Raw genomic sequence first — 23625 nt, forward strand, 5'->3', positions numbered from 1 at the left:
CATGAGCTATATTGACACGATCAAACATGAGCTAGTCGGCTACATCAACGGCTTGCCGATATATCATCCTCTTGAACTAAATAAAGCAGGAAGATGGGGTGAACATGACTTCTCATGTGCCCCCGACAATCTGGTTATCGGAGGTGGGGCTGGCGAACATCCGGCTATAGTCATCCACGGACTTGGATCATTAGTGGCTGCGTATATTCTTTTTTGTATTGAAAAAAACACAGAGCACTTTCCTGAAAGATTTATACCTCCACCTGAAGAAACAATTAGCCGACTCAGTGATATTGCGTATGACACAGAGGTGAATCTGGAGTTTTGCGGTTGGTCTATGACAACAACCCGAGATTTTGTAGAACTGGCAAAATCTCCTTTACACGTCACGCCTCTTTCGCAGACGCAAAGTCCAGAAGAATGGTTGAAGGAATCCATTGGTGAATTTGTATTTTTTTCACTTCCCGAACTAAACCCCTACCATGAAGAGATCAACAACCTTCCCGGCATGGAAAATTGGTTCCCGGGTTACTGGATGTCCAACGTGACATGTCCACCGCCAAACTATATTAAAAGCAAACAGGAGTCACTTCGCGACTCTCACTTCAAAGAGCACGGTTTTTTTCGCTGGGATTATAGTTATCCGCCAAAGGAATAAGAATAATGCGCTCGGGCTTAACTACTGACCACCCGGCATAAATGAATAGTCTCAACGCAATATTCAATGAAAGCCCGGCCTGACCAGCCGGGCTTTTTCGTGCGCAAAAATAAATCAGTCCCAATCAGCACTGATTACTGGAAGCTCGGCTCGGCACCAACCGCAGACGTGGCACGAAGTGTACGCAGCCCCAGAAGCACGATCACCACCATGGCAAGCCCCGCGACAATGGCGACGCCGAACCCTGCTTGCGCGCCATAGACATCAATGACCAGCCCCGCCAGTACGCCTCCGAGCGCTACGCCGATGCTGATGCCTGTCGTCATCCACGTCAGTCCTTCGGTGATCCTGGACGGCGGAACAATGATGGTACCGAGATTCATGACGACGACCATCGTTGGCGCAAATGACATACCGGCCACAAACAGCATCCCCGAAAGGATGTAGACGTCCGTCGAGAATATGGGCAACACGGCTGTGACTGCCGTTATCAGTACGCCGATAAAGAACTGCTTTTCAATCGGCAAGGAAACCCTTAGCGCCCCGAACGTCAGGCCCGCGATCATGGAACCGAGCGCATAGGCTGCCAGGATGAAGCTGGCAGCCGCTGGCCAGTCTTGTGCGGTGGCGAAAGCCACAACCGCCACATCGATTGATCCGCCAATCACGCCCATCGCCAAGAGCGCCAGCACGATGGTACGAACGCCGGGGATAAGCAGGGTCGAGCTCGCGCTCCTTTTAATGCCCACAATCACTTTCGGTTCTGTCTGCCGCTGCATAAGAAAAGCTGTCACGCCGACAACCAGCAACAAGACGGCGACAAGAGGCCCGGCTTCGGCGAAAAAGCTGACGCTCAAACCAATGGCAAGTGGCGGGCCGATAATGAAAGCAAGTTCGGTTAGCACAGTGTCCAGAGAAAACGCCGTGTGCAATTGCGGCTTGCCACGAAAAAGCTGCGTCCAGCGTGCTCTTATCATCGCGGGCATGCTGGGCATCGTGCCCGCCAATGCCGCAAGAATAAACAGCAGTGGGCCCGGAGCCCTCAGATAGACGGCGATTATCAGCGCCAGCAACATGCCAATGCTGAAGGCAGTCACAACAGGCAGAACCCGACGCTGCCCCCGCAGATCAACCAGTTTTGATACTTGCGGGCCAACAAGCGCATTCGCCAAGGTAAAAGTACCGGCGACCGAGCCCGCCAGCCAATAGAGACCCGTCTGCTGCACCAACATGGTAATGATGCCGATGCCGATCATTGCCTGTGGCAGACGGGCAATGGAACTCGCGATCACCAACCCCATGACGCCCGGGGTGGTGAGTAGTTCGCGGTAGGGATTAGCCATGATTTCTCCTTTTTATAATTCGACGCTGATGAGTTGCCCACTGCATGCGATGCAGACTAATGGGGGGGCGGTATATCGGCGACTGAATGGTGTATCTGAGCAAGCACACAAGCTGGCAGTTATATAACTTGCATCAGCCCCACTTGCATGTAGATGAGCGTCACCATCACTTCTGGCGAACGCGGTCGATTGACGATTTCTCGAATAGAGGACGAATCAGACAGATAATTTGAATATTGAACAATTATTGGGTCATGCATCCTTGCCTCCAAGAAGTAAACAACATCACTTCTATTGATTGATTACACCTACATCATGCAAGTGCGAGTCCATAAATCCTATTAGATTGATTGTTTCCAGTAACAGTAAACTCAAGTTACATCTCCGGGGACCATCAAAACCAAGAGTCTACCCATGACACATCGAAGTCAACAACGGTCGAGAACGCCCAGTGACGCTCGCCCGGAACGCGCGTCAACTAGCTGCGAGCTACCCGATAAACAAAACTCGGCGCCTGCTCCGATACGTCGGGAAGCCTATTGCGGCTGAAAGGACTGAAGGTACGCCAACAGGTTTTCGATCTTTTCCGGATCGCTGAGCCCCCAGAAAATCATGCGGGTGCCAGGGACCACTTCCTTTGGATCTTCAAGGTACGCGGTCAGAGTTTCGCGGGTCCAGACGATGCCGGCTGATTTCATCGCGTCGGAATATTGATAATCCTCAGTGCTGCCTGAAGGGCGTCCAAAAATGCCATTGAGTTGCGGCCCGAACGAACCCCGCGCCGACTCCCCGACTTGATGGCAGCCGCCGCATATCCGTTTGAACAATGTTGCGCCCGCTTCAGCATCGCCGGCCGCGTGTGCCTGCACGCTGAACAACCCGGCATTGAGCACCAAGGCCAGGGTGAGTGCTGCGGCTTTCTTCATGTCCTGCTCCAAATCATCTGTGGCTCATCGCTTGTGAATCAACTCGCACCCGGTTGAAATTTCTTCCGGTAAGCCGCCGGCAGCAAACCCACCCGCTGGCGGAAAAGTCTACGGAATGAATTGCCATCTTCGTAGCCCACGGCGTACGTGATGCTGTCCATTGTCATTCGCGTGGACTCAAGCAGCTGCTTGGCCTTCTCCAAACGCAAGGTTTGCAGGTAGGTGATCGGCGTATACCCGGTGGCCTCCTTGAAGCGCCTTTTGAAGTTGCGCACGCCGAACCCGAAGTGCTGGGCGACATCGTCAATCAGCAGCGGTTGATCGAAGTGCGCCTCCAGCCAGTTTTGCGAGCGCAGGATGTCGCCATCCCCGTGACTCTTCGGCATAGACCACATGACATACACCGATTGCTCGCTGCGCACCGTGTCGACGAGCAAGTATTTGCCGCATTTCTGCGCCAGATCCAATGAAGCAAACCGGCGCACGAGGTGCAGCAAAAGGTCCATGGCAGCACTCGCGCCACCGCTGGTGATCACGCGATTGTCCTCGCAGAGAATCTGCGTCTCCTCCAGGCAGACTTCGGCGTACCGACGACGAAACAGGTCCGCAAAGGCCCAATGCGTGGTTGCCCGAACGCCATCCAGCAGCCCCGCTTCGGCCAGCATGAACGCCGCCGTACACATTGAAGCCACAACCGCACCCTGTGCGTGCTGTTGACGCAGCCATGGCCCATAGGCCGAAAATGCCGGCAAGGCGTCCCGCAGGGTGAAGAGAAATCCTGGGATCAGCACCAGATCGGTTCGCGGGACCTCGTCGGTGGACAGGTCCGCGCGCAGCGTCTGCCCTCCCCTCGCGGCGACATCATTGCCATCAAGGGAAGCGATGACGACTTCAAAAGGCGCAACCGCCGTGTCTGCGAACAGGTTGGCGGCGCTAAGCACTTCCAGTGCCATGGTGGCGCTGGCGGCGGAACATTGGTCCGCCAATAAAAGAGTGACGTGCATCAATGATCCCGTTGCGCTTTTCGCATGAAAAAAGTCATTTGCGCACCTACCTTACCTGATCCCTCCTCCCTAAAGTGCACCGGTCACTCAATCATCGGCGTACTTATGAATCTCTGGTTTCGACTGTTCCTCATGCTGTTTCGTCGTCCGTGGCGCAAGCCGGTCGACGCCCTGGCGACCACCGTCATCCGTCTGCGCGTCTGGCCGCTCGACCTCGACCTCAACCGCCACGTGACCAATGGCCGTTATTTCACCCTGGCCGACCTGGGGCGCATGGACTACGTACTGCGCAGCGGCGCATTCCGCGTGGCCTTGCGCAATAAGGCGGTGCCGATCGTTGGCGATACCTGGGGCAAATTCCGTCGTGAGCTGAAGCTGTTCGAAGCCTTCGAGATTCACACCCGGATGCTTGGCTGGGACGATAAGTGGAGCTTTATGGAACACCGCTTCGTGAGCAAAGGACGCGTGGTTGGCATCGTCGTGATGCGCGGCCTGTTTCGCGCCGGCAAAAGCACGGTAGCACCCGGCGAATTTGCCCGGGAACTGGGATTGGCGGAGCAATCGCCACCGATGCCGCAGTGGCTGACAGACTGGTCGCAAAGCTGCAACGACATGAGCCTTGAGAGGAGGAAGGTCAGCTTGCCCGACGCCCGCAGGCAGTCGAGGAAGTTTGAGGCGCCAGTTATCCGCTGACAGCGGCAAGCGCAGACTCTATCCTGTGCACCCCGCGATTTCACCGGAGAACTCTGTGCCCCCCCTGACCGCCCGCGAGGTTTACCAGCAGTTGCGCGACGCCGCCATGGAAGTTCGGTCTCTAAAGCGTCTCGCCGAACAATCCGAGCCCGGCCACGTGCACGTCGATATCGAAGGCTGGCGCCTGAGCCTCGGTGTTGACGGCCCTCGCCTGCTGCATTGCCAACGTTGCCAGAGCCCGGACGGCCGTGAGGGTGAACTCGGTAGCTGGCAACGTTACGGCACCGACCCGGTGAGTTTGCTCAGCACCTGGGAGTTGGCGCAGATTGAGCGGATGCTGACGGATCTCAAAACCGCGGCTTGACTGCCTTCCAGTCCGGTTTGTAACGCTGCATCTGCTTCACGTCATCGCACTGGCGAATGTTGCGCGACATCGACCTGAGCGGCTCCCTAGCGCCCGATCCACCCGGGCCATGAAAGCGCCGCCACTGGCACCCACCCGACCATTGCGCATACCATGCCGCGACTCCAAAAACTTCAGCCAGGCCCCCATGATCAAAGCCAGTCTGCGAAGCCACCTGACTCTCTGGTTTGCCGGTTTGTCACTGCTCACGCTCGTGAGCGTGGGTTTCTATGTGGGCCACATCGCCACCGAGCAGATGAAGCAAGCGAGCGGCAATGCGTTGTTGAGCACGGCAAGGTCTGCTGCCGAGTTGTTGGGCGCTCAGTTGCATGAACGTCAGCTCGAAGTGTCGCTGCTCAGTCGGGCCCCGCTTTTCAAGCGTGGCGACCTGGACGATCCGGATATCTTGTCGTCGATGGAGCTGCGTTCGCAATCCCGCGCCGAGTACGCCTGGATGGGCGTGGCGGACGCCAACGGGCGTGTGCGGCAAGCCGTGAATGGCTTGCTGGTGAATCAATCGGTGAAGGAGCGCCCGTGGTTTCAAGCCGGGTTGCGCGGTGCCTACACCGGCGATCCCCACGAGGCGGTGTTGCTGGCCAAATTGCTGCCGGGGAACGCCAGTGGCGAGCCGTTGCGCTTCATCGATTTCGCCGCGCCGATCCGCAATGCCGGGGGCCAGGTCATCGGTGTGCTGGGCGCGCATGCCCACTGGAGTTGGGTGACGCGGATTGTTGACGCGGCGGTGCAGCGCAAGGACATGACGCCTGAAGTGGAGGCGCTGATTGTCGATCACGACGGCAAAGTGCTCTACCCGGAATCGCTCATGGGGCAACACGTGCCGAACATGCCGCAGGCTCGGGAAAACCATTCCGACACCGCTGGCTGGTCAGTGGGCAACGGTTACCTGACCAGCGTTGTCGCGGTGCCGACACCATCGAGTACGGACCTTGCGTGGTACATCGCGGTCCGGCAGCCACTGGATATCGCGCTTCAGCCCGCACGTATCCTGTTTTACAAGTTGCTGGTGTTGGGCGTCATCGCCGCCATCGTGTTCGGTCTGGTGGCCTACTACCTGGCGCTGTACCTCAGTCGCCCGATCGAGCAACTGGCAAAGTCAGCCAAACAGGTACAGAACCAACAACCCGGCGCGACCTTCCCCCGTGATCACTCGGTGCGAGAAATTGCCCAATTGGGCCAATCACTCCAGGGCATGACGCAGTCCTTGCTCGGCAAGGAGCGCGAGTTGCAGGAGGCCAATGCATCGCTGGAAGCCACCGTCGCACAACGCACCGCCGCCCTCACCCAAGCCAATGCCGATCTGTTGAAACTGGCCACCCACGACGCGCTGACCGGCGTGTACAACCGACGGCGATTCGACGAGAAACTGGACGAGTGCAATCTGCTGTTTCAACGCACGGGACGGCCCTTCGCGCTGCTGTTCATTGACGCCGACCACTTCAAGCAAATCAACGACACACACGGCCATGCGATCGGCGATGAAGTGCTGCACCAACTCGCCCGACTGATTCAGGACAACACCCGCGCCACCGACTTCGTGGCCCGTTACGGTGGTGAGGAATTTGCGGTGCTGTTGCCGGAAGTCGAGGAACCCGAGAGTCCCGAGATCGTCGCCGAGAAGATCCGCGCCGCGATTTCCACGGCCACTTTTGCCACGGTCGGGCACGTCACGGTGAGTATCGGCATCGGGCTTGCCGAGTCATCGGATAGCAATACCACCGCGCTGATCAAACGCGCCGATCAGCAGCTCTATCAGGCGAAATGGTCGGGAAGGAATCGGGTGGCTCCACAGACCCGCGTGACGGAACGCCACTGAGTGCCCCAACTCTTCAAAACCCAATGAAAAAGGCCGGCCAGTTAAGCAATTTCTGCTGTCACACAACTCTTGTAGCAGCTGGCGAAGCCTGCGTTCGGCTGCGCAGCAGTCGTGAAATCAGACGATGCGGTGTATCAGAAAAATCGCGTGCTCAGGATTTACGACTGCTGCGCAGCCGAACGCAGGCTTCGCCAGCTGCTACAGATTAGAGCGTCGCGATTCTTCAACTTACACCTACGAAAAAGCCCGGCTTAGCCGGGCTTTTTCAGATCAACGCGTGACGGTGCGTTGAGCTTACTGAACGTTTTTCAGCTTGACCACATCACCGGAGATCGTGGTGGTGTAGCCGGTCAGGACCCAAGCCCAGAACCAGTTTTCCTGCACCTGGGTGTTGATCATCGCGTCGCCGCCCTTGGCTTTGATCGCCGCGTTCTGAGCGCGAACAAAACGGTTGTTCTGCTGGATCGGAATCATGCCGAACAGCAACAGGCCAGTGGCCGTCGCTTCGCTGTGGCCGATCACCGTGTATTGGCTGCTTTCATAGTGCTGGGTGTTCATCGGAGTGCCGGTGCAACCCGCCAGAACCAGACCGAACAGGGCAACGGCAACAACTTTACTGAGGTACTTCACTGAAAAACTCCATGAGATGTTGCCCGGGATCCATCTCTCGGGCGGCGCACACTTTAACGGATGTGATGGCCGATTGGTATCGCACGCGCAAGACTGCAAAAATCCATGTAAAGGGTACTTTACATCCATAAAAGCATCGGCGAATATGTAAAGGACGTTTTACATCAAGGACAACGAAATGAAACGGTACTACTACGAAATGGGCGCAGGGCTGGCCTTGTATTCGGTCGTGTTGATGGCTTCGATACTCCTGCTTCTGCGTATGCAAGACGCAAGTATTGTTCTACGCACAGTCATCACACTCACCCCGGTGATTCCGGCCGCTTTGATTTGCTGGGCCGTCGTGCGGCAGCTTCGGCGCCTGGACGAAATGCATTTACGCATTCAATTCGAAGCGCTCGGCTTCGCGTTTGCGGCTTCCGCTTTACTGACCTTCAGCTACGGCTTTCTGGAAAATGTCGGAGCGCCCCATCTGCCTTGGTTGTGGGTGTGGCCGGTGATGGGATTGATGTGGATCATCGGGTTGCAAGTCGCCAGACGCCGCTATCGATGAAGAACCGACTCAAGGAACTTCGTGCCGAACGTAAATGGTCGCAGGTCGATCTGGCATCTCTGTTGAATGTCTCTCGCCAGACGATCAATGCGATCGAAAACGATCGTTATGATCCGAGCCTTCCGCTGGCATTTCAAATCGCCAGGGCTTTTGAGTTACCCATCGAACGCATTTTTGACGATGAGTTTTCCAGTCAAGGCTGATGCGTGGCTCTGGTCAATTGCCGCCGCTGTTGAACGGCGGCTTTTGACACAGCTCCATCGCCACTCCATCAATCGTGCACGACCCCCCTCTTCCCTCCGGCCTCATCAGCACCACGGCGATCGAAGCACCGAACGCCACCGCCCAGTTATTCCCCGTGATGTCCAGCACCAACCGATCACTACCGGCGACACGGCGCCCGCCAGGGCCATGCCCGTGAAGGTGCAGGCGCTGGAGGTTGCGGAGTGTTCGTGGGACACCTCGGTGCCGATGACCCACAGCGGCGAGTCGGCCAGTTCCGAGCAGAAGAACGAGAAGCTCAGGCCCCAGCCGCAAACTGAGGCTTACAAAAGAACCGCCCCGCAAAGGCGGTTTTTTTTCGCCCGTCGTTTGAGTCTTGCATATGTGCGTTGCACCGGGGCCAGCGCTGCCACCTCGCCGAGCAGCGGGCCGTCTTCGTCGCTGGCGGTGCTATTTTCAGAATATTGGGTGGCTTCATGTCGGAGTTGTAGGCAAAATCCGAGAGTTGCGTAAGGAAGCGCGTTTCAGTGCTTTTCAGCAAGCTATAGCCTTGTTGGCCTTTCTTCCGACGGGATATTCTTCAGACGTCGCTGCACATTCAGCGATCGGGCTTGGTAACCCGTCGAGTTGCGCAACAGCGCTCCCTTCACAGTTTCTGGCAGTCGTACGGCTACGAACTTGTGTTATGGCGGCTGTGCGTGGGACGCCTTCGGGCGTGCCGGTCTCCTTGACTCCCGGTTTACCAACCTGCGCGCAGCTGCCACCCATTCGCTTGGTAACGAAAAGTGGCAGCTCCTCACGTCAAGGAGTTGGACAAATGCACACTGTTAATCCGTATAAGCTCAGCCTTTCTTTTCTGCGCACTAAAGCGCGCAATGATCTATCGCTCGACCACCCCTTCAGCTTGATAATCGGGGGTGGAAAATGACCGAACCAACCGAAGCAAAAACCATTGGCTTCACCCCCTGCATCTATTGCGTAGACCGCCCACTGTTCCATGTCAGCGCCGGCGTTCCTGTCGACGCAGCACTGGCAATGGCTTCAGATCTACTGTTCCTGGCCAAGGCGCTTACAAAAGACGCCGCCTATGACAGAGAAACGGACCGTTTTTCGTGGGCCGCGCACTATTTGACGGCAATGGGGAAAGCGGTGATTGATGATGTGGTCAAAGCGGTTACGCCACGACCTGATAGAGCGAGTATGAAAGTCGCAAAATAGCGGCCATTCACTTTCAGATGTTTGCCCCGGCTTTGTCGTAATGCTGTTCACTTAAGCGCGAGCACTCACATTTGTGGCGAGGGGGCTTGCCCCCGTTGGGCTGCGAAGCGGCCCCCGGCGTCCGTTCAGACAAACCGAGTTGTCCGGTTTTGCGACTGCTTCGCAGCCGAACGGGGGCAAGCCCCCTCGCCACAAGTTTCTTGCTCGACTGAAGATTGTCTTAAGTGAACAGCATTGCGGCTTTGTCGGGGCTTCTGAACAATGCCGCAGTGGATGAATAACAACCCTACCTGCAACCACACACCTACATTTTCGCGCACGTCTCGACGTCAGCCTGCGTCTTCACTTCCGTTTCAATGCCCAATCTGTATTTGCAGTAGTCAATGATGTCCTGGCGCAACTCATCGCTCAGCTTCTCTACCTTCCGGTAGTCACCGTCGTTGGCGTGAATGTTGAAGAATTTCATTCTCAACGTAGGCGTCTTTTTCACAAAGAAGATGGTGTTGACCTCACCATCTGAAACTTCGTTGTAGTAGCCAATATTTAGCACCACCAGCAATGCAAGCACGCCTGCTAATAGAAAGTATTTCATTCTACGGCCGGCCGAGGCGGTGGCAGAAGCTGCGTTTTAGTGCGGATATTCCTTACCAGCTCCATACCAATATTCCCCGGACAAATCTTGCCGTCTCTGTCTTGACCTGGAAACTCGATGCCCGCCAAACCGTTCAATGACAAATACACTTTTCAGGGCTTCCACTAGGTGCAGCAGAGCGTCTATTTGCGTCGCAGGTATGACATTCGTTGTGCTATAGCCCAAGTACTCAAGGGCTTCACGCCCTTTGGCAACGATGTCTCCGCCCTCTTCTGCGGTCGTTAGATTTTCCAGAAGGACGATGCCAATAACGCCTGTGTTGAATAGCTTGACACTGGATGCCTGTAACCGGATATCACGCCCTTCTAAAACGGTACCGTCACAGGCGATGCCGTAGTGATAGCCGATGTCGTCGTATTTGTTACCCATGTGGTGTGCTTGAACGCCCTGCATCTGTTTGACTCCACCAGGCGTGCATTAATATGACCGGCCAGCATGGTGCAAGGCGATCATTGTGCAGTCCCAGTCTTTCACCATATCCGGCCTTCCTTTCAAAGCCCCCCATTCTGAGCGTTCAGTGAAAGTGTGCCCAAGCGATTGGACCTTTTTGATGATTGCCTCGCGAGTGGCAGCACGGTCATTAATGGTAATCGGCACCGGGCATATGAACTCGCCAGGCTTGATCTCCTGAGCGGTCGCCTCGGTAGCAAATTTGGCGCCCATTCAAACGCCCTCCGACATTTCATGGAGAGTACGCGCGGGCGCGCTGAATTTAATATGCAGGGAGATTATAGAATCGGGGGACGGCGTCTTGACATGTGCGACCCCGCTCGCATCGGTCACTCCCGGGGTTTGCACACCATCAACGGTGGCGACAAACTCCCGTAAAGCCAAAGGCTGCCCAGTTTCGCTATCGCTAACGCTGAATGATTGCCCGAATACTTTTTGAAAGGACAACGGGAGTGGCGCAATGAATGGGGCTGGGGTGTGAGAGCTTCCAATGATGATGGTTCCGGATCCCGCTGTGACGGAGTTCCCATGAGTTCCAGTACTCCCCACAGTCGCGGCATTTAACCCGTTAATGAAAACAGTAGCGGAGACATCACCGACCAACGCGCTTCCGCACGCGCTCGTATCCGATTTTCTGGCTGCAGCCAGTCCATCAAAAAAACATCGGGGGAGCCGGAAACGATCGGATTTGTACCATGCCCAGGCAAGGGGCACGCGGTAGGATCAGTGATGCGGGCGGCAGGCTTTGCCATCTCAGATTCCTTTCTGGTTGCTCTTAATGAGGGCAGTAATGTACCACCGGGCGTTCCGAAAGGCTCGCCAGCTGCAATTGCCCCTGACCAAATTGAAGGGACGGCGCCATTTATCCATTGCCCAAATGATGTCGGTAGCCTATCCGCCAGCAGACACAGGGCTGTGCGACGACTTCCGACCACGCTACGGCGTCGACCTGGAAGTGCTGAGCCCTGACGGCGAGGCGGATCCCTCGTTGCCCCACCTGTTGGGCGTGGCCTTGCCGGTGACCGGTGGCGGTACCGAGAGGGGGGTTTATGCCTTTCCTGAGGAAGGCACCACCGTGGTGGTCAGCTTCGCCTACGGGCTGGCGAACAAGCCGTTCATTCTGCAAGTGCTGCCTCACGGATTGAGTCTGCCCAAGGTGCCGAAAGGTGATCAGGTGTGGCAGCACAGCGAGGCGGTGCAGCAGCGGGCTGATGCCGACGGCAACTGGATCCGTCAGACGGACGCCAAGATCACCGATCGGGCCAGCGAGCGTGAGGTGGAGGCGCTGGACAATGCCGAGCGTTATCAGAGCAGCACCGTTGAGGTGGACGATCACAGCACGGAGTCTGTTGGGGGGATCAAGACTGTAGAGGCACTGGGCGCGTTGAAACTGCTGTCTGGCGGTTCGGCGAGCCTTGCAGCCGTTGATGATATGCACATGGCTACCGGCCGGGATTTGAACCTGGTGGTTGGCCAGAAGCACAACGCGACAGTGGGTGGGGATATGCAGGAGCGGATTCAGGGCCTGCGGCAAAGTGTGGCGGCGGTCGGGCAGCGGCTGGTCGCGCCTAAAACCCACTTGGGGTCGGAGGGGGTCAACGTGCTGCAGGTGTTGTGTGACTTGATCAACTTAGTAGAAAAAATGAACACAGCGATCGCGGCCCATAAACATGGAGCGACACCCCCGCCGGACAATGCCGGTGAGTTTGTCGCTCATGCTGGAGAAGCCGTTATTTTGGCTGCGAAGTTGAAATCAATTATAGGTTAGTGCGAGGTTGCGTAGACTGTTAAAACCAAGAGACTTAGTTATAAATATCAGACAAACTGTGAAGTTCGCGGTACGAGAGTTGAATAGCAAGTTCTCGATTGGGGTTGCCTAACACCCCTCTCGTAGACATCGAAGAAGACATTTTCTTAGGGGCAGCCGTAGTGCCGCCCTTATATTTAACAACCGCCGTATTACTCGACCGATCAATGTCAACACTTAGTACTTCGCATCCTTTTCCCTTGGGATGCTTTTTGAAGCCTTCCATGATTGTTTTTTCATTAGCCTCTGGAGGAACTTGGTCAATTATCTCTTGCTGGATCATATCGTTACCCTCAGCTGAATTTATTACGATGCTTGGTTATTTTCACGATGCATCAAACTTGTGGCTACTGTAAGAAATAACAGTTTTTTAGAACTGTTCGAAATGACGGTTACTTCCCGCATCGCAAAAACGGACAAATATATGCAAGACATCCGTTGCGGCCACTGCTGCCGCAAACTCGCCGCCGCCAGCGGCTTCGTTGAACTACAGATCAAGTGCCCGCGTTGCCGGACACTCAACCACTTGAAGGCCCAGAGCCTCCCCCAAGCGTGCCGCGAGCATCCAGAACAACGAGTTCATGAATGCAGCAACCCCCCCTTGGCAGCCTGTTCGCAGGCATAGGAGGCTTTGATGTCGGATTTGAAAACGCCGGTTTCCGCAGCGCCTGGCAAGTTGAACTCAACCCGGTCAACCGGGCTGTGCTTGCCGATCGATTTCCCCATGCACGCCAGTTTGAAGACGTGCGCCAGTGCGGCGCCCACAACCTGTCCCCCGTCGACGTCCTCACCGCCGGTTTCCCTTGCCAGGACATCAGCGTTGCCGGTGCCCGGCAAAGCAACCGAGACATCCGCGGACTACGCGGCGAACGCAGCGGCCTGTTCTGGGAAGTCATACGAATCCTCAAAGAAACACAACCTCGCTGGGTGGTCCTTGAGAACGTCGTTAACCTGCTCGCTGTCAACGATAGCCAAGACTTTGAAACAGTCATCCGGGCCCTTGCGGACTGCGGGTATGTGGGATTTTGGCGAGTGCTTAATGCTCAATATTTCGGAGTCCCCCAGCAACGTCGCCGAGTATTCCTGGTCGCAGGTTATCGACGAATGCCCCCCTTCGAGTTCCTGGCTGACGCCGCGCCAGTGGACGCAATACCTCCAGCGTCTCAGTCGATCCAGTGGCCACGCCCCGCGGATGCCTGGGCTGCCAATACTCTATTGGCCAGCAAGGCCGGCTCCCAAATCACTCTGGGCTGTACCACTTTCGTTGGAAAAAAGGGGACGGGACGCATTTATTTATCATTGTGGGCCGCGCATTATTTAACGGCAATGGGGAAAGCGGTGATCGATGATGTGGTCAAAGCGGTGACGCCATGACCTGATAGAGCGAGTCTGAAAGTCGCAAAATAGCGGTTGATCACTCCAGATGGTTGCCCCAACTTGGTCGGGGCTTCTATAAGAATGCCACCGTGGCGCACAGACGCCTCGGTTTGGGCGAGTCGATTCAATGACAGAAATTGCATTGTCGCAGAAGACGGTTTGCGCCCAGGCAAAACCTGGCGCGCAGAACCCAGTCAGTGCCGGGCCATCAACCCATGAAGCACCCCGAGCCTCAACCCCGCTTCAGAAGGTGTCATCTGCGAAATACCAAATACCTTGAACGCGGCCAGCATGACCACCAGACCGCCCGGCAAGGTACTCAGGCGATGGGTTTGCAAGCCCGCCAACCTGAGTTGATTGACATGCCCCGCTTCAAGCAGGCGCAACGACAAACGCAGCAGGCCGCCGTAGGTGATTCCGCTTTGGCCGTCATCATTCAAGCCGTTGGCCTTGAGGACTTTGGCGAGCATCCGCGCGGTGCCTGAAGAGCCGATGGCCTGCTGCCAACCCAGTGCACGGTAACGGCGTGCAACCTTTTCAAACTGCACCGTGGCCACACGCTCGGCTTCCAGAAGGGCCTGGGCCGTTATGCACCCACCCTGAAAGTAACGTGTGCCAAAAGTGCCGCTGCCAATGGCAATGCTTTCGGTCAACAGCGGCTGAGTGCCCTGCCCCAGAATCAACTCGGTGGACCCGCCGCCAATGTCCACGACGAGTCGCATACTCGCGGCACTCGGTATCGTATGGGCAACGCCGGCATACACCAGTCGCGCTTCTTCATGCCCGGAGATCACGTCAATCCGAAACCCCAGGTGACGCTCGGCACTGGTCAGAAACAGTTGGGCATTGTCGGCTTCGCGCACCGCGCTGGTCGCCACGGCCCGCACCCGTCCGGCCTCGAAGCCGCGCAGTTTTTTGCCGAATCGCGCGAGCGCTTGCCACCCCCGATCCAACGCCAACTCATCCAGCGCGCCGCCCTGGAATCCTTCCGACAAACGGACGGGCTCGCGCAGGGTTTTGACTTCCTGGATCACGATCTGCTGGTTCCGCTTAACCGACTGGCCAATCATCAGGCGAAACGCATTGGAGCCCAGGTCAATGGCCGCAAACAGGGAGGCGTCTCCTTTCATGATGGGGATTCCTGGCAGATTCATCAGCCCGCGGGCGGGGGGTGCGCTGAGTGTTCAAGACGGTTTGCGATGATCCTGCCATGCCTTAGGTGACACCAAGATGACACCGCCCTTTATTGACCCCACCCCTTCATCGTCACGTCTGCGTCATATCCCCCGGCCTAGCATGGGCACTTCCACCTCGTCAGGAGTTCCAGCCATGCTTTTAACCAATGACACCCTGGTGCAACGCATCCATCGCGAGCTGCTCGATCACAGTGACGAGGAGCTGGAACTGGAATTACTGGAGGACGGACACGACCTCAACGCGCTGTTTAACGAGCACCTGAGCGACAACGACGAAAAGGAAGAAAGACGACGCTACTTCAGCGAACTGTTTCGTCTGCAAGGCGAACTGGTGAAGTTGCAGAGTTGGGTGGTCAAGACCGGGCACAAAGTGGTGATTCTGTTCGAAGGACGTGATGCGGCGGGTAAAGGTGGGGTGATCAAGCGCATTACCCAGCGGCTCAACCCCCGGGTCTGCCGGGTCGCCGCCCTGCCCGCGCCCAACGATCGCGAGCGTACGCAGTGGTATTTCCAGCGCTACGTCTCACACCTGCCGGCCGCGGGTGAAATCGTCCTGTTCGACCGCAGCTGGTACAACCGCGCGGGTGTCGAGCAGGTCATGGGGTTTTGCAACGCCGACCAATATGAAGAGTTCTTCCGCACCGTACCGGAGTTCGAACGGATGCTGGCCCGCTCCGGTATTCAGTTGATCAAATACTGGTTTTCCATCTCCGACCAGGAACAGCATCTGCGCTTTCTCAGCCGTATTCATGACCCGCTCAAACAGTGGAAACTCAGTCCCATGGACCTGGAGTCCCGTCGACGCTGGGAGGCCTACACCAAGGCCAAGGAAATCATGCTCGAACGCACCCACATCGCCGAAGCCCCGTGGTGGGTGGTGCAGGCCGACGACAAGAAAAAAGCCCGGCTCAACTGCATCAGTCACCTGCTTGGGCAAATGCCTTATGAAGAGGTGCAACAGGCGATGATCGAACTCCCGGAACGCGAGCGTCAGGAAGACTATTCACGCAATCCGACACCACCAGAAATCATCGTGCCTCAGGTTTATTGAGACCGGACAGACGGAGTTGTCTACCCCGTTTCGTACAGCGGCAATCCCGATAGAGGTTGCCGCTTCCACGCTCGCGGGACGGATCAGGCTTGAGTAGTGTCCGGTGGAGCAACGCCAGCCTCTGCGCTTGAATGGCGAGTCTTTACAGTGACAAACATTTTGACGCGATCGTGAATTTCCTGGAGCGCGTGACGAAAAGGTTCGTGCCTCTCACTGCTTGCCGGGTCCTCAAAGTTCCACGTCATCACCTCGCCGGGGAACGACATCCTGTCGGCCTCTGCGGATGACTTGTCACACAGGGTGATGACATAGTCGAACGCCTGCCCCTCAAACTCTTCGATTGATTTGCTGCGCAACCCGGTTGTCTCGATGCCGATATGGTCGAGCGAATCGCGAGTGCGCGGGTCGACCTCGCTGCCCTCCAGACCTGCGCTGAACGCTTCAAAGTGATCGGAGTCGGTATGCCTGAGAAGGGCTTCCGCCATCAATGAACGAATATCATTTTTCGCGCAGACGAACAGAACACGCAATTTTTCGGTCATGGTCATTTCCCCTTTTTATTCGGTAGCGAGAGTGAACTGGATGAGGGTTGCGCTGATTAGAGTAGAGCAGCGTTTTTGCTTGTGGGGTGTTTTGACCGATGGGACGCACTTTCACAGGCTCAACGCTGATGGGTTGATGTGACAGGCAAGCCGAAAAGACTTTCGCCCTGACTCGCGGGTATGATCCGGGGTAACCCCCCTTCGGCCTCATATCTATGCCAGCGTCCAGAATCCGGCCCTCACCCGCGCCGTTCCTCCAGCCAGGCGAAACCGTGGTCTTGTTCGACGGTGTGTGCAAGCTATGCAATGGCTGGGCAAGATTTTTGATCCGCCACGACCGCCACCGACGCGTGCGGCTGGCGGCAGTGCAATCGCCCGAGGGGCAGGCGCTGCTGGCGTGGGCCGGTTTACCCCTGGATCAATTCGATACCATGGCCGTGATCCGCGACCGGCACTACTGGGTGCGTTCGGATGCAGTCTTCGAAGTCATCGCCCAGTTGCCCGGTGCCTGGCATCCATTAAGACTGTTGCGCGCCTGTCCACGCAGGCTGCGAGATTGGGCCTACGATCGCATTGCGCTGAATCGATATCGGCTCTTTGGAAAATACGACACGTGCCTGTTGCCCACTCCCGACCATGAACGTCGATTCTTGAAAACGCTAACGTGAGCGCCTTGAAACGCACCCACTGGATCGCCCGTGGAAGCCTGGCGTTCATGTTTACCTACCACGGTCTGGTGCCCAAGTTGCTGTGGTTGAGCCCCGGCGAGCGGATGATGATTCAAGCCCATGGCATCGATCAGGTGGAGTTGTTTGCCTATGCCGCCGGGGTCGCGGAAATTGCCTTGGCCTTATGGATATTGCTCGCGCCACGGCTCGCCTGGCCGCTGATCGTTGCTTCGACGGCGTTGGTGGGGCTGCTGCTGGATGTCGCGGTTTTCAATCCATCCATGCTCACGGATGCCTTCAATCCCGTCACCCTCAATGTGGCCGGATTTGCGCTGTGTGCGGTGGCGTGGAATACCAGGGCTTGAGCGGACAAGTGTGAACCGATCTACGCGAAAGGCATCTCCCGGCCAAAGAATCCGGGCCGTGGAGTGGAAAACTCACCGCTCCCAACTCGAGCCCAAGATGACGCTGCAAAGATTCACTCGCTGGAAACCCGGATCCTTGTAGGCAAGAAAATCATCGTTGAAGGTCCCAAATGTACTCTGGGGCCGATGCTGCAGCCCGTGATAAAACGCGTCGATCATCTGATGGGCAAAGTCGTTATCGCGGGGATAAGCGGCGATCACCGCCTCGCGCTGTTCGTCTGTGAACAACTCAAAACCACGTCCAGCCACATCCATCCCCGCGCCGGCCTGCACCAGGGCGATCTCTGAATGCATGTGTTCAGGAATGCCCGGCGTCGTATGGAGCGCGACGGCGTTCCAGACTTTCTCGATGTTCCCTTCCGCTATGTGATGGCCTCGCAGGAAATCGCGCGCGGCATTCGCACTGTCCACCTCAAAGCGAAGCTGACTCTCGTGATAAATCGAGGTCAGGCCGAGGTCGTGGAACATGGCAGCGACGTAGAGTAACTCCGGATCGAAGGCCAGGCCCTTGCGCTTCCCGAGCAAAGCGCCCCACAAGTAAACGCGCGTGGAGTGGGAAAACAGCAACTCGCTTTCGGTATCGCGAATGAGCTGCGTCACCTCGCGGGCCATTTTGCTGTCAGGGATTTTCACGCTGAAAAGGTCGTTCGTCGCCACGGTTTTTCCTCTGTCACAGATCTGCCCGTCGATCTTGAAAAGAGTACGCGTCGTCTGGGACGCAACACAGCGCCAATATCGCGAATTTTGAGTGCACCAATGGCCGTTATTTTGCTGTGCCGCTGTGTATCACAGTGTGTCTGGCTATCCTCTTGATACATCAGTTTTCACCGGGCCCGGGATTCGACACAGGCCAGATACGTCACCGCGTTCAAATGCACTCAAGGTTTCAAGGGGCTCAGCCAGAACCCCTGGCCAACGGCTTGCAACGGAGACATCACCATGAAGATGGCAATGCAAAACAACACCGGCAACACCCGCCGCCGCTTGGTCAGCTCGTCGATCCTGGCGTTTGCCCTGTTCGGCGCGCTCGGTGCGGCCCACGCACAAACGCCCGCCGCCGCGCAGCCAGCCGCAATCAAGGCCGACGCCACTTATTCAACACCCTCTCCGTTCGGCCCGCTGAAGCACATCAAGGCCGGCCTGCTGAACGTGGCTTACGCCGAAACCGGTCCGGCCGATGGGCCGGTGGTGATTCTCCTGCACGGCTGGCCGTACGACATTCACAGCTATGACGAAGTGGCCCCGCTGCTTGTGGCGAAGGGTTATCGCGTATTGATGCCGTATGCGCGTGGCTACGGCGATACGCATTTCCTGTCCGATAAAACCCTTCGCAATGGCCAACCGGCCGCGCTGGCCAGTGACGTCATCGACTTCATGGATGCGCTAAAGATCAAGCAAGCCGTGCTCGGTGGTTACGACTGGGGCGCGCGTTCCGCCGGCATCGTCTCGGCGCTGTGGCCAGAACGGGTCAAGGCGCTGGTTTCGGTCAGCGGCTATCTGATCGGTAATCAGGCGGCCGGCAAAAACCCGCTGCCACCCAAGGCTGAATTGCAGTGGTGGTATCAGTTTTACTTCGCCACCGACCGTGGCCGCGCCGGGTACGAGAAAAACACCCATGACTTCGCCAAATTGATCTGGCAACTGGCTTCGCCGAAATGGGCGTTCGACGACGCCACGTTCGACCGCAGCGCCAAGGCGTTGGACAACCCTGACCATGTCGAGATCACCGTCTTCAACTACCGCTGGCGTCTGGGCATGGTCCAGGGCGAGCCTCAATACGAGGCGCTCGAGCAGAAACTGGCCACCGCGCCGTCGATCAGCGTGCCGACCATCACCCTTGAAGGCGATGCCAACGGCGCACCGCACCCTAAGCCTGAGGATTACGCCAAGCGTTTCACCGGCAAATACGAGTTCCGGCTGATCAGCGGCGGCATTGGCCACAACCTGCCGCAGGAAGATCCGCAGGCGTTCGCCAAGGCTGTGATTGATGCGGATCACTTGTGAGGCAGATCTGAAATAGCACCTTCACAACGACGGCTCGTTTTATTAAACGGGCCGTTTTTTTTGCGAAAATGCTCCAGTGCCCCTGCTAGCGAAAATCACTCCAACAGCGAGACCAGACGCGGCTCCAGGGAGGTCTCAAGCACCTCCAGCAGCGCCAGCGTCACTGGCAGCTTGAAGCGCCGCCTTCCCGCGCTGCCGGGATTGAGGTAAAGCTGTTCGCCACGCCACTCTATGCGGGGCTTGTGCGAATGGCCGGTGATCACCAGTTTTGTACTCGACTCAAGCTCGACTGGGACATCAGCAATGTCATGCACCAGCAGCGTCTCCCATCCATCGAGATCGAAACGAAGCAGATCGGGGATATTTTCTGCCCACGGGGCGTCCAGGTCATTGTTTCCGCGGACGACGTACAGGGGAGCGATAGCCCGTAGTTGATCGAGTATTTCGGCGTCGCCGATGTCGCCCGCGTGAATGATTTGTTCACACCCCGCCAGGGCAGCAAGGGCTTCAGGGCGGAGCAAGCCGTGGGTATCGGAAATCACACCAACTTTCATGTACGGCTCCGCTGCATGATCAGGAATCAGAACAGAGTGTAACCCGGTGAGGGCAAGCAGCCTTGACGTGGTTTTTGTGGCTGCTGTTTCAGGTTGGGCTGGATCGCTTGCTGTTCCTTCTGATGGGCGGCTGACGGCCAGAAACGAACAACGATCGATACTACAATCAGTCTTCACGCTCGTAGCGCTGACTTGCCAACCCGGTACCACGCAGCTACTGTCAGCCCTATGAATCAACCACGAATTACCTTGACCACGACTACCACGACCGCCAAAGGCGGGTCGTGAGAGGTGTCGTGAGCCAATAACGTACGAACTTCAAAGGCCCGCCAGTGATGGATAGGGCCTTTTCTTTTGCCCTTGTGTCGCTGGCCAAAACGCAAGGAAAAGCACGATGTATGCACTGTTGATTCTCGATATGCAGGTTGGATTGTTTCATGGCGCGGATAAGCCATGGGCTGGCGAAGCGCTGGTAGACACGTTGAACAATCTGTTGAATAAAGCCCGGAGTGCGGGCGCCCCCATTTTTCTCGCCCGCCACATGGGTCCACCTGGCTCGCCAATCGAGCCTGGAAGCCCGTTGACACAGCTGGTGGAGGAACTGGTGCTACAGGGCGACGAAGTGATTTTCGAAAAAAAACGACCCAACGCCTTCACCGAGACAGTTCTGGCCGATCAGCTACGGGCTTGTGGTGCTCTGGGTGTGGTCATTGCCGGAATGAAGACCCAATATTGTGTCGACAGCACCTGCCGCGCCGCACGAGACCAAGGTTTCGATGCGGTGCTGATCGCCGATGGCCATACCTGCTCGGACACCCCTGCGCTGAAGGCCGAAGAAATTGTCGCTCATCACAATGCGACCCTCGCGGGTCCATTCTGTCGTGTCGTAAACGCTGAGGAATGGTGTTTCTAACCGCCATCGACGGACCGGTCCGAGTCTGGACCGATCCGTCCGCTTTGCGTCGTTTGGAGCCGTCGCGAAAGCAACAACCGGCCAAAAACTGACTATAAACACGCCACCTATGATCAGGTCGACTCGCGCATGCCCAACCACCGAACGCCTGCTCTACCCTCTGCTGCTATCAGCCTACCCGGCGAGAAGCACTACCGAGGGAATAGGCAGGAAAGTCCGTATAACCCACCTCGCCACATCGAGTGTAATAAGTAGATCGGTCCGCTTCGTCCAACGGCCAGCCATGCTTGAGACGCTCAACCAGATCCGGGTTTGCAATATAGGGTCTGCCAAAGGCGATCAAGTCCACCAACCCGGTGTCGAGCGCATCCTCAGCGCTTGGGCGATCAGTGAATCCACCACACCAAATGATTGCGCCAGGAAACGCTGCCCGAACCTTGGCCAGCAGCGCGTGGTCGAGGTGGTGCGATTTGAACTCGGCAACCTCCATGTTCGCCTCAGGCATCAGCTCGTAGACCAGATGCAGATAGGCAACGCCCAGACGACCCAAACGCTCGGCAACGTACAGCAAGGTTTCCTCGGTGCGAGGGTCCGCCGGAATGCCGTTGAACTTGCCGAACGGCGACAGGCGCACCCCCACACGTCCCGGGCCCAATTCACGCACCGCCGCTTCAACGACTTCCAGCAGAAACCGTGTGCGGTTTTCTACGCTTGCGCCTCCATATAAATCGGTGCGTGTATTGAGCACCGAGTTCATGAACTGCTCGAACAGATAACCGTTGGCTCCGTGGATTTCGACACCGTCAAATCCGGCCTCCCGGGCGTGGACGCAGCCTCGGGTGAAGGTATCGACCAAAGCCATCACTTCCTCCGGCCTCAGGCGCCGAGGCTTGCCTGCCGGGATATGGGCCAACTTGCCATCCAGGCCGTGGGCGAACACCTGCGAGTCAGCCCGTTCCTCGGTCACACCCCAAGGTGCCTCGCCGTTCGGAAGGAATGATGGATGGGCCATCCTGCCGACGTGCCACAGTTGCACAAATATCGTGCCGCCATTGCGGTGAACTTCATCGGTCACCAAACGCCAGCCCTGCCGTTGGGCTTGGGTGTAGATGCCGGGGGTCATGGCGTAGCCATTGCTGGACGGCGCAATGTCCGTTGCCTCGGTGATGATCAGGCCGGCACTGGCTCGCTGCCCGTAGTAGGTGGCCATCAACTCGTTCGGGGCGTCACCCTCGGACGTCCTCGTGCGAGTCATGGGTGCCATGACCATGCGGTTCTTCAGCACAACGTTGCCGCCAAGCAACCGGGATTCAAACAGGTCTATCATGGGGCTTCCTTCGGATCGGTTTTTGATCGGAAGGAAAGCGTACTTTTCGTGAGTCGCGCCCATCTACACACCGTTTAGTCAGTGGTGGCAAATGAAGACAATCAACAGACTGCCGGGCTTGCCGATCGAGCGCACGCTGGCCGTCCTCTCCGGGCGTTGGAAGGGAGTCATCCTTCATGTGCTGCTGGACGGACCGCACCGTACCTGTGATTTGGAGAAGCGCATTGTCGGCCTCTCACAGAAGGTGTTGATCGAGCAACTGCGAGCGCTTGAAGAACACGCAATGGTGAGCCGGCAACCCAGCGCCCAGGATCGTCAGGGGATCGAATACCTGCTCACCCCACTGGGCGAAAGCCTGCGGTCCATCCTGGAATCGCTCATCGATTGGGGCGTCCATCACGCCGAAGAACTCGACGAGGGCCATAGGCTGCTGCCATGCGAGGCGGTCGTTCGAGATCGCGTTAACTGACTCGTATTCCTGGGGTCGATCGCCGCTCGGTGCATCTGCTAGTCTGCCCAACCCGACAGTGATCAAAGCCAGGCTCAAGCAATGTTCAACATCCGTGTGATGACCATGGACGATTACGATGCGGTCATCGACCTCATGAAGCGTACCCCGGGCGTTTCCTTGCGGGATGCCGACTCTCGTGAATCGACCTTGAGATACCTGGAACGAAATCCCGGAATGAGCTTCGTGGCTGAAGTCGGCGCCGTTCTGTGCGGTTGCGTCATGTGTGGCCACGACGGTCGTAGAGGCTATTTGCAGCATTTGGTTGTCCTTCCGCAGTATCGGCGGCAAGGCATCGCCAATGCGCTGGTAGAGCGCTGTCTTTCAAGTCTTGAGAAGCTCGGAATACTTAAATGTCATCTCGACGTTTTCAAGACCAATGGAGCAGCTGCCAGCTATTGGCAAAGCCAGGGTTGGCAGCTCAGGTCTGATATCGATCGGTATTCGTTTACCCGATCGGATAATGAGAACGTTTGACCGAGTGACGGCATTGATTCCCGTGGTGCGGTCCCGCGCCACTTCAGCCTTTAACTGACCACCCAAAACCTGCAAAAATGCCTAATGCCAGTCAGTTAAGCCGTAACGCGATCTGTAGCAGCTGGCGAAGCCTGCGTTCGGCTGCGCAGCAGTCGTGAAATCAGACGATGCGGTGTTCAGGAAGACCGAG

General features: G+C 57.0%; 29 protein-coding genes and 3 pseudogenes. 18 read left to right on the forward strand and 14 right to left on the reverse strand.

Features of this window, described 5'->3' with window-relative positions:
* Position 1 precedes the first annotated feature (1 nt).
* Complete coding sequence (locus ACYZT6_RS15660) at positions 2-658, forward strand: hypothetical protein (protein WP_462027685.1); 657 nt, start codon at positions 2-4, stop codon at positions 656-658.
* Between the two features lie 134 nt (positions 659-792).
* On the opposite strand, the gene ACYZT6_RS15665 is transcribed toward ACYZT6_RS15660, so the two are convergent.
* From ACYZT6_RS15665 to ACYZT6_RS15675, 3 genes are all read right to left on the reverse strand, one after another.
* Positions 793-2001, reverse strand: coding sequence for an MFS transporter (locus ACYZT6_RS15665; RefSeq protein ID WP_462027686.1), 1209 nt, complete (start codon positions 1999-2001; stop codon positions 793-795).
* Positions 2002-2537: 536 nt separating this feature from the next.
* Positions 2538-2927, reverse strand: coding sequence for a c-type cytochrome (locus ACYZT6_RS15670; RefSeq protein WP_462027687.1), 390 nt, complete (start codon positions 2925-2927; stop codon positions 2538-2540).
* A gap of 38 nt (positions 2928-2965) precedes the next feature.
* Positions 2966-3931, reverse strand: coding sequence for a GlxA family transcriptional regulator (locus ACYZT6_RS15675; protein WP_462027688.1), 966 nt, complete (start codon positions 3929-3931; stop codon positions 2966-2968).
* A 105-nt stretch (positions 3932-4036) separates the two neighbouring features.
* On the opposite strand from ACYZT6_RS15675, the gene ACYZT6_RS15680 reads away from it, so the two are divergent.
* From ACYZT6_RS15680 to ACYZT6_RS15690, 3 genes are all read left to right on the forward strand, one after another.
* Complete coding sequence (locus ACYZT6_RS15680) at positions 4037-4624, forward strand: thioesterase family protein (RefSeq protein ID WP_462027689.1); 588 nt, start codon at positions 4037-4039, stop codon at positions 4622-4624.
* A 55-nt stretch (positions 4625-4679) separates the two neighbouring features.
* Complete coding sequence (locus ACYZT6_RS15685; RefSeq protein ID WP_462027690.1) at positions 4680-4988, forward strand: DUF7693 family protein; 309 nt, start codon at positions 4680-4682, stop codon at positions 4986-4988.
* Between the two features lie 187 nt (positions 4989-5175).
* On the forward strand, positions 5176-6861 hold the full coding sequence (locus tag ACYZT6_RS15690; protein WP_462027691.1) for a sensor domain-containing diguanylate cyclase: 1686 nt from the start codon (positions 5176-5178) through the stop codon (positions 6859-6861).
* Between the two features lie 294 nt (positions 6862-7155).
* Here ACYZT6_RS15690 and ACYZT6_RS15695 read toward each other — a convergent pair whose 3' ends face one another.
* Positions 7156-7491 (reverse strand): hypothetical protein, encoded by a 336-nt coding sequence (locus ACYZT6_RS15695; RefSeq protein WP_462027692.1) that lies wholly within the window; start codon positions 7489-7491, stop codon positions 7156-7158.
* A 178-nt stretch (positions 7492-7669) separates the two neighbouring features.
* On the opposite strand from ACYZT6_RS15695, the gene ACYZT6_RS15700 reads away from it, so the two are divergent.
* From ACYZT6_RS15700 to ACYZT6_RS15710, 3 genes are all read left to right on the forward strand, one after another.
* On the forward strand, positions 7670-8044 hold the full coding sequence (locus tag ACYZT6_RS15700) for a hypothetical protein (protein WP_462027693.1): 375 nt from the start codon (positions 7670-7672) through the stop codon (positions 8042-8044).
* Positions 8041-8247: a helix-turn-helix transcriptional regulator gene (locus tag ACYZT6_RS15705; protein ID WP_462027694.1), complete on the forward strand. Its 207-nt coding sequence runs from the start codon at positions 8041-8043 to the stop codon at positions 8245-8247. The genes ACYZT6_RS15700 and ACYZT6_RS15705 overlap by 4 nt, the downstream gene beginning before the upstream one ends.
* 943 nt (positions 8248-9190) lie before the next feature.
* Positions 9191-9484, forward strand: a complete 294-nt coding sequence (locus ACYZT6_RS15710; protein WP_131063042.1) for a DUF3077 domain-containing protein — start codon at positions 9191-9193, stop codon at positions 9482-9484.
* A gap of 304 nt (positions 9485-9788) precedes the next feature.
* On the opposite strand, the gene ACYZT6_RS15715 is transcribed toward ACYZT6_RS15710, so the two are convergent.
* The 4 genes and pseudogenes from ACYZT6_RS15715 to ACYZT6_RS15730 form a co-directional block, all read right to left on the reverse strand.
* Positions 9789-10076 carry a hypothetical protein gene (locus ACYZT6_RS15715; RefSeq protein ID WP_462027695.1) on the reverse strand — a complete coding sequence of 96 codons (288 nt, stop codon included), beginning with the start codon at positions 10074-10076 and terminating at the stop codon, positions 9789-9791.
* 36 nt (positions 10077-10112) lie between these two features.
* Complete coding sequence (locus tag ACYZT6_RS15720) at positions 10113-10529, reverse strand: peptidoglycan recognition protein family protein (protein WP_462027696.1); 417 nt, start codon at positions 10527-10529, stop codon at positions 10113-10115.
* A gap of 24 nt (positions 10530-10553) precedes the next feature.
* A complete protein-coding gene (locus ACYZT6_RS15725) occupies positions 10554-10799 on the reverse strand; it encodes a hypothetical protein (protein WP_462027697.1) in 246 nt (81 codons plus the stop codon).
* Positions 10800-11338: pseudogene (locus ACYZT6_RS15730) on the reverse strand (PAAR domain-containing protein).
* Positions 11339-11364: 26 nt separating this feature from the next.
* Here ACYZT6_RS15730 and ACYZT6_RS15735 point away from each other — a divergent pair.
* Positions 11365-12354 (forward strand): hypothetical protein, encoded by a 990-nt coding sequence (locus tag ACYZT6_RS15735; RefSeq protein ID WP_462027698.1) that lies wholly within the window; start codon positions 11365-11367, stop codon positions 12352-12354.
* A 34-nt stretch (positions 12355-12388) separates the two neighbouring features.
* Here ACYZT6_RS15735 and ACYZT6_RS15740 read toward each other — a convergent pair whose 3' ends face one another.
* Complete coding sequence (locus ACYZT6_RS15740; RefSeq protein ID WP_462027699.1) at positions 12389-12676, reverse strand: hypothetical protein; 288 nt, start codon at positions 12674-12676, stop codon at positions 12389-12391.
* A 141-nt stretch (positions 12677-12817) separates the two neighbouring features.
* Between ACYZT6_RS15740 and ACYZT6_RS15745 the strand changes: the two genes are divergently transcribed.
* The 3 genes and pseudogenes from ACYZT6_RS15745 to ACYZT6_RS15755 form a co-directional block, all read left to right on the forward strand.
* Positions 12818-13018: a Com family DNA-binding transcriptional regulator gene (locus ACYZT6_RS15745; RefSeq protein ID WP_462029963.1), complete on the forward strand. Its 201-nt coding sequence runs from the start codon at positions 12818-12820 to the stop codon at positions 13016-13018.
* A pseudogene (locus ACYZT6_RS15750) lies at positions 12979-13437 on the forward strand (DNA cytosine methyltransferase); the annotation flags it as partial. The gene ACYZT6_RS15745 and the pseudogene ACYZT6_RS15750, both read left to right, overlap by 40 nt.
* A gap of 258 nt (positions 13438-13695) precedes the next feature.
* Positions 13696-13767 (forward strand): annotated as a pseudogene (locus ACYZT6_RS15755) (DUF3077 domain-containing protein); the annotation flags it as partial.
* 197 nt (positions 13768-13964) lie between these two features.
* On the opposite strand, the gene ACYZT6_RS15760 reads toward ACYZT6_RS15755, so the two are convergent.
* Positions 13965-14900 (reverse strand): Ppx/GppA phosphatase family protein, encoded by a 936-nt coding sequence (locus tag ACYZT6_RS15760; protein WP_462027700.1) that lies wholly within the window; start codon positions 14898-14900, stop codon positions 13965-13967.
* A gap of 199 nt (positions 14901-15099) precedes the next feature.
* On the opposite strand from ACYZT6_RS15760, the gene ppk2 reads away from it, so the two are divergent.
* Positions 15100-16017 (forward strand): polyphosphate kinase 2, encoded by a 918-nt coding sequence (gene ppk2, locus ACYZT6_RS15765; RefSeq protein WP_462027701.1) that lies wholly within the window; start codon positions 15100-15102, stop codon positions 16015-16017.
* An 83-nt stretch (positions 16018-16100) separates the two neighbouring features.
* Here ppk2 and ACYZT6_RS15770 read toward each other — a convergent pair whose 3' ends face one another.
* Positions 16101-16559, reverse strand: a complete 459-nt coding sequence (locus tag ACYZT6_RS15770) for an arsenate reductase ArsC (protein WP_462027702.1) — start codon at positions 16557-16559, stop codon at positions 16101-16103.
* A 215-nt stretch (positions 16560-16774) separates the two neighbouring features.
* Between ACYZT6_RS15770 and ACYZT6_RS15775 the strand changes: the two genes are divergently transcribed.
* The gene (locus tag ACYZT6_RS15775) at positions 16775-17227 is read left to right on the forward strand and encodes a thiol-disulfide oxidoreductase DCC family protein (protein ID WP_462027703.1); all 453 of its coding nucleotides are present in this window, start codon (positions 16775-16777) and stop codon (positions 17225-17227) included.
* On the forward strand, positions 17224-17592 hold the full coding sequence (locus ACYZT6_RS15780) for a DoxX-like family protein (protein ID WP_462027704.1): 369 nt from the start codon (positions 17224-17226) through the stop codon (positions 17590-17592). Before ACYZT6_RS15775 ends, ACYZT6_RS15780 begins: the two co-directional genes overlap by 4 nt.
* Before the next feature lie 72 nt (positions 17593-17664).
* Here the strand turns inward: ACYZT6_RS15780 and ACYZT6_RS15785 are convergent, their stop codons facing one another.
* Positions 17665-18264, reverse strand: coding sequence for an HD domain-containing protein (locus ACYZT6_RS15785; RefSeq protein ID WP_462029964.1), 600 nt, complete (start codon positions 18262-18264; stop codon positions 17665-17667).
* Positions 18265-18591: 327 nt separating this feature from the next.
* On the opposite strand from ACYZT6_RS15785, the gene ACYZT6_RS15790 reads away from it, so the two are divergent.
* Entirely contained in the window at positions 18592-19656 is a 1065-nt protein-coding gene (locus ACYZT6_RS15790) for an alpha/beta fold hydrolase (protein ID WP_462027705.1), read from the forward strand.
* 95 nt (positions 19657-19751) lie between these two features.
* Here ACYZT6_RS15790 and ACYZT6_RS15795 read toward each other — a convergent pair whose 3' ends face one another.
* The gene (locus tag ACYZT6_RS15795; RefSeq protein ID WP_462027706.1) at positions 19752-20210 is read right to left on the reverse strand and encodes a metallophosphoesterase family protein; all 459 of its coding nucleotides are present in this window, start codon (positions 20208-20210) and stop codon (positions 19752-19754) included.
* 394 nt (positions 20211-20604) lie between these two features.
* On the opposite strand from ACYZT6_RS15795, the gene ACYZT6_RS15800 reads away from it, so the two are divergent.
* Positions 20605-21123 (forward strand): cysteine hydrolase family protein, encoded by a 519-nt coding sequence (locus tag ACYZT6_RS15800; protein ID WP_462027707.1) that lies wholly within the window; start codon positions 20605-20607, stop codon positions 21121-21123.
* A gap of 169 nt (positions 21124-21292) precedes the next feature.
* Here the strand turns inward: ACYZT6_RS15800 and ACYZT6_RS15805 are convergent, their stop codons facing one another.
* A complete protein-coding gene (locus ACYZT6_RS15805) occupies positions 21293-22450 on the reverse strand; it encodes an alkene reductase (protein WP_462027708.1) in 1158 nt (385 codons plus the stop codon).
* A 91-nt stretch (positions 22451-22541) separates the two neighbouring features.
* Between ACYZT6_RS15805 and ACYZT6_RS15810 the strand changes: the two genes are divergently transcribed.
* Together ACYZT6_RS15810 and ACYZT6_RS15815 are read left to right on the forward strand one after the other, a co-directional pair.
* The gene (locus tag ACYZT6_RS15810) at positions 22542-22919 is read left to right on the forward strand and encodes a winged helix-turn-helix transcriptional regulator (RefSeq protein ID WP_462027709.1); all 378 of its coding nucleotides are present in this window, start codon (positions 22542-22544) and stop codon (positions 22917-22919) included.
* Positions 22920-23000: 81 nt separating this feature from the next.
* The gene (locus tag ACYZT6_RS15815) at positions 23001-23435 is read left to right on the forward strand and encodes a GNAT family N-acetyltransferase (protein ID WP_462027710.1); all 435 of its coding nucleotides are present in this window, start codon (positions 23001-23003) and stop codon (positions 23433-23435) included.
* The last annotated feature ends 190 nt before the right edge of the window (positions 23436-23625 follow it).

The sequence above is a fragment of the Pseudomonas sp. RT6P73 genome, from assembly GCF_054897715.1.

Coding starts and splice junctions, on each gene's coding strand:
- ACYZT6_RS15745 (WP_462029963.1), top strand. CDS start 12,818: ATGCAAGACATCCGTTGCGGCCACTGCTGCCGCAAACTCGCCGCCGCC.
- ACYZT6_RS15795 (WP_462027706.1), bottom strand. CDS start 20,210: ATGAAAGTTGGTGTGATTTCCGATACCCACGGCTTGCTCCGCCCTGAA.
- ACYZT6_RS15690 (WP_462027691.1), top strand. CDS start 5,176: ATGATCAAAGCCAGTCTGCGAAGCCACCTGACTCTCTGGTTTGCCGGT.
- ACYZT6_RS15740 (WP_462027699.1), bottom strand. CDS start 12,676: ATGATCCAGCAAGAGATAATTGACCAAGTTCCTCCAGAGGCTAATGAA.
- ACYZT6_RS15705 (WP_462027694.1), top strand. CDS start 8,041: ATGAAGAACCGACTCAAGGAACTTCGTGCCGAACGTAAATGGTCGCAG.
- ppk2 (WP_462027701.1), top strand. CDS start 15,100: ATGCTTTTAACCAATGACACCCTGGTGCAACGCATCCATCGCGAGCTG.
- ACYZT6_RS15800 (WP_462027707.1), top strand. CDS start 20,605: ATGTATGCACTGTTGATTCTCGATATGCAGGTTGGATTGTTTCATGGC.
- ACYZT6_RS15720 (WP_462027696.1), bottom strand. CDS start 10,529: ATGCAGGGCGTTCAAGCACACCACATGGGTAACAAATACGACGACATC.
- ACYZT6_RS15790 (WP_462027705.1), top strand. CDS start 18,592: ATGAAGATGGCAATGCAAAACAACACCGGCAACACCCGCCGCCGCTTG.
- ACYZT6_RS15725 (WP_462027697.1), bottom strand. CDS start 10,799: ATGGGCGCCAAATTTGCTACCGAGGCGACCGCTCAGGAGATCAAGCCT.
- ACYZT6_RS15700 (WP_462027693.1), top strand. CDS start 7,670: ATGAAACGGTACTACTACGAAATGGGCGCAGGGCTGGCCTTGTATTCG.
- ACYZT6_RS15715 (WP_462027695.1), bottom strand. CDS start 10,076: ATGAAATACTTTCTATTAGCAGGCGTGCTTGCATTGCTGGTGGTGCTA.
- ACYZT6_RS15805 (WP_462027708.1), bottom strand. CDS start 22,450: ATGATAGACCTGTTTGAATCCCGGTTGCTTGGCGGCAACGTTGTGCTG.
- ACYZT6_RS15660 (WP_462027685.1), top strand. CDS start 2: ATGAGCTATATTGACACGATCAAACATGAGCTAGTCGGCTACATCAAC.
- ACYZT6_RS15785 (WP_462029964.1), bottom strand. CDS start 18,264: ATGGCCCGCGAGGTGACGCAGCTCATTCGCGATACCGAAAGCGAGTTG.
- ACYZT6_RS15710 (WP_131063042.1), top strand. CDS start 9,191: ATGACCGAACCAACCGAAGCAAAAACCATTGGCTTCACCCCCTGCATC.
- ACYZT6_RS15665 (WP_462027686.1), bottom strand. CDS start 2,001: ATGGCTAATCCCTACCGCGAACTACTCACCACCCCGGGCGTCATGGGG.
- ACYZT6_RS15770 (WP_462027702.1), bottom strand. CDS start 16,559: ATGACCGAAAAATTGCGTGTTCTGTTCGTCTGCGCGAAAAATGATATT.
- ACYZT6_RS15680 (WP_462027689.1), top strand. CDS start 4,037: ATGAATCTCTGGTTTCGACTGTTCCTCATGCTGTTTCGTCGTCCGTGG.
- ACYZT6_RS15735 (WP_462027698.1), top strand. CDS start 11,365: ATGAGGGCAGTAATGTACCACCGGGCGTTCCGAAAGGCTCGCCAGCTG.
- ACYZT6_RS15775 (WP_462027703.1), top strand. CDS start 16,775: ATGCCAGCGTCCAGAATCCGGCCCTCACCCGCGCCGTTCCTCCAGCCA.
- ACYZT6_RS15760 (WP_462027700.1), bottom strand. CDS start 14,900: ATGAAAGGAGACGCCTCCCTGTTTGCGGCCATTGACCTGGGCTCCAAT.
- ACYZT6_RS15810 (WP_462027709.1), top strand. CDS start 22,542: ATGAAGACAATCAACAGACTGCCGGGCTTGCCGATCGAGCGCACGCTG.
- ACYZT6_RS15670 (WP_462027687.1), bottom strand. CDS start 2,927: ATGAAGAAAGCCGCAGCACTCACCCTGGCCTTGGTGCTCAATGCCGGG.
- ACYZT6_RS15675 (WP_462027688.1), bottom strand. CDS start 3,931: ATGCACGTCACTCTTTTATTGGCGGACCAATGTTCCGCCGCCAGCGCC.
- ACYZT6_RS15815 (WP_462027710.1), top strand. CDS start 23,001: ATGTTCAACATCCGTGTGATGACCATGGACGATTACGATGCGGTCATC.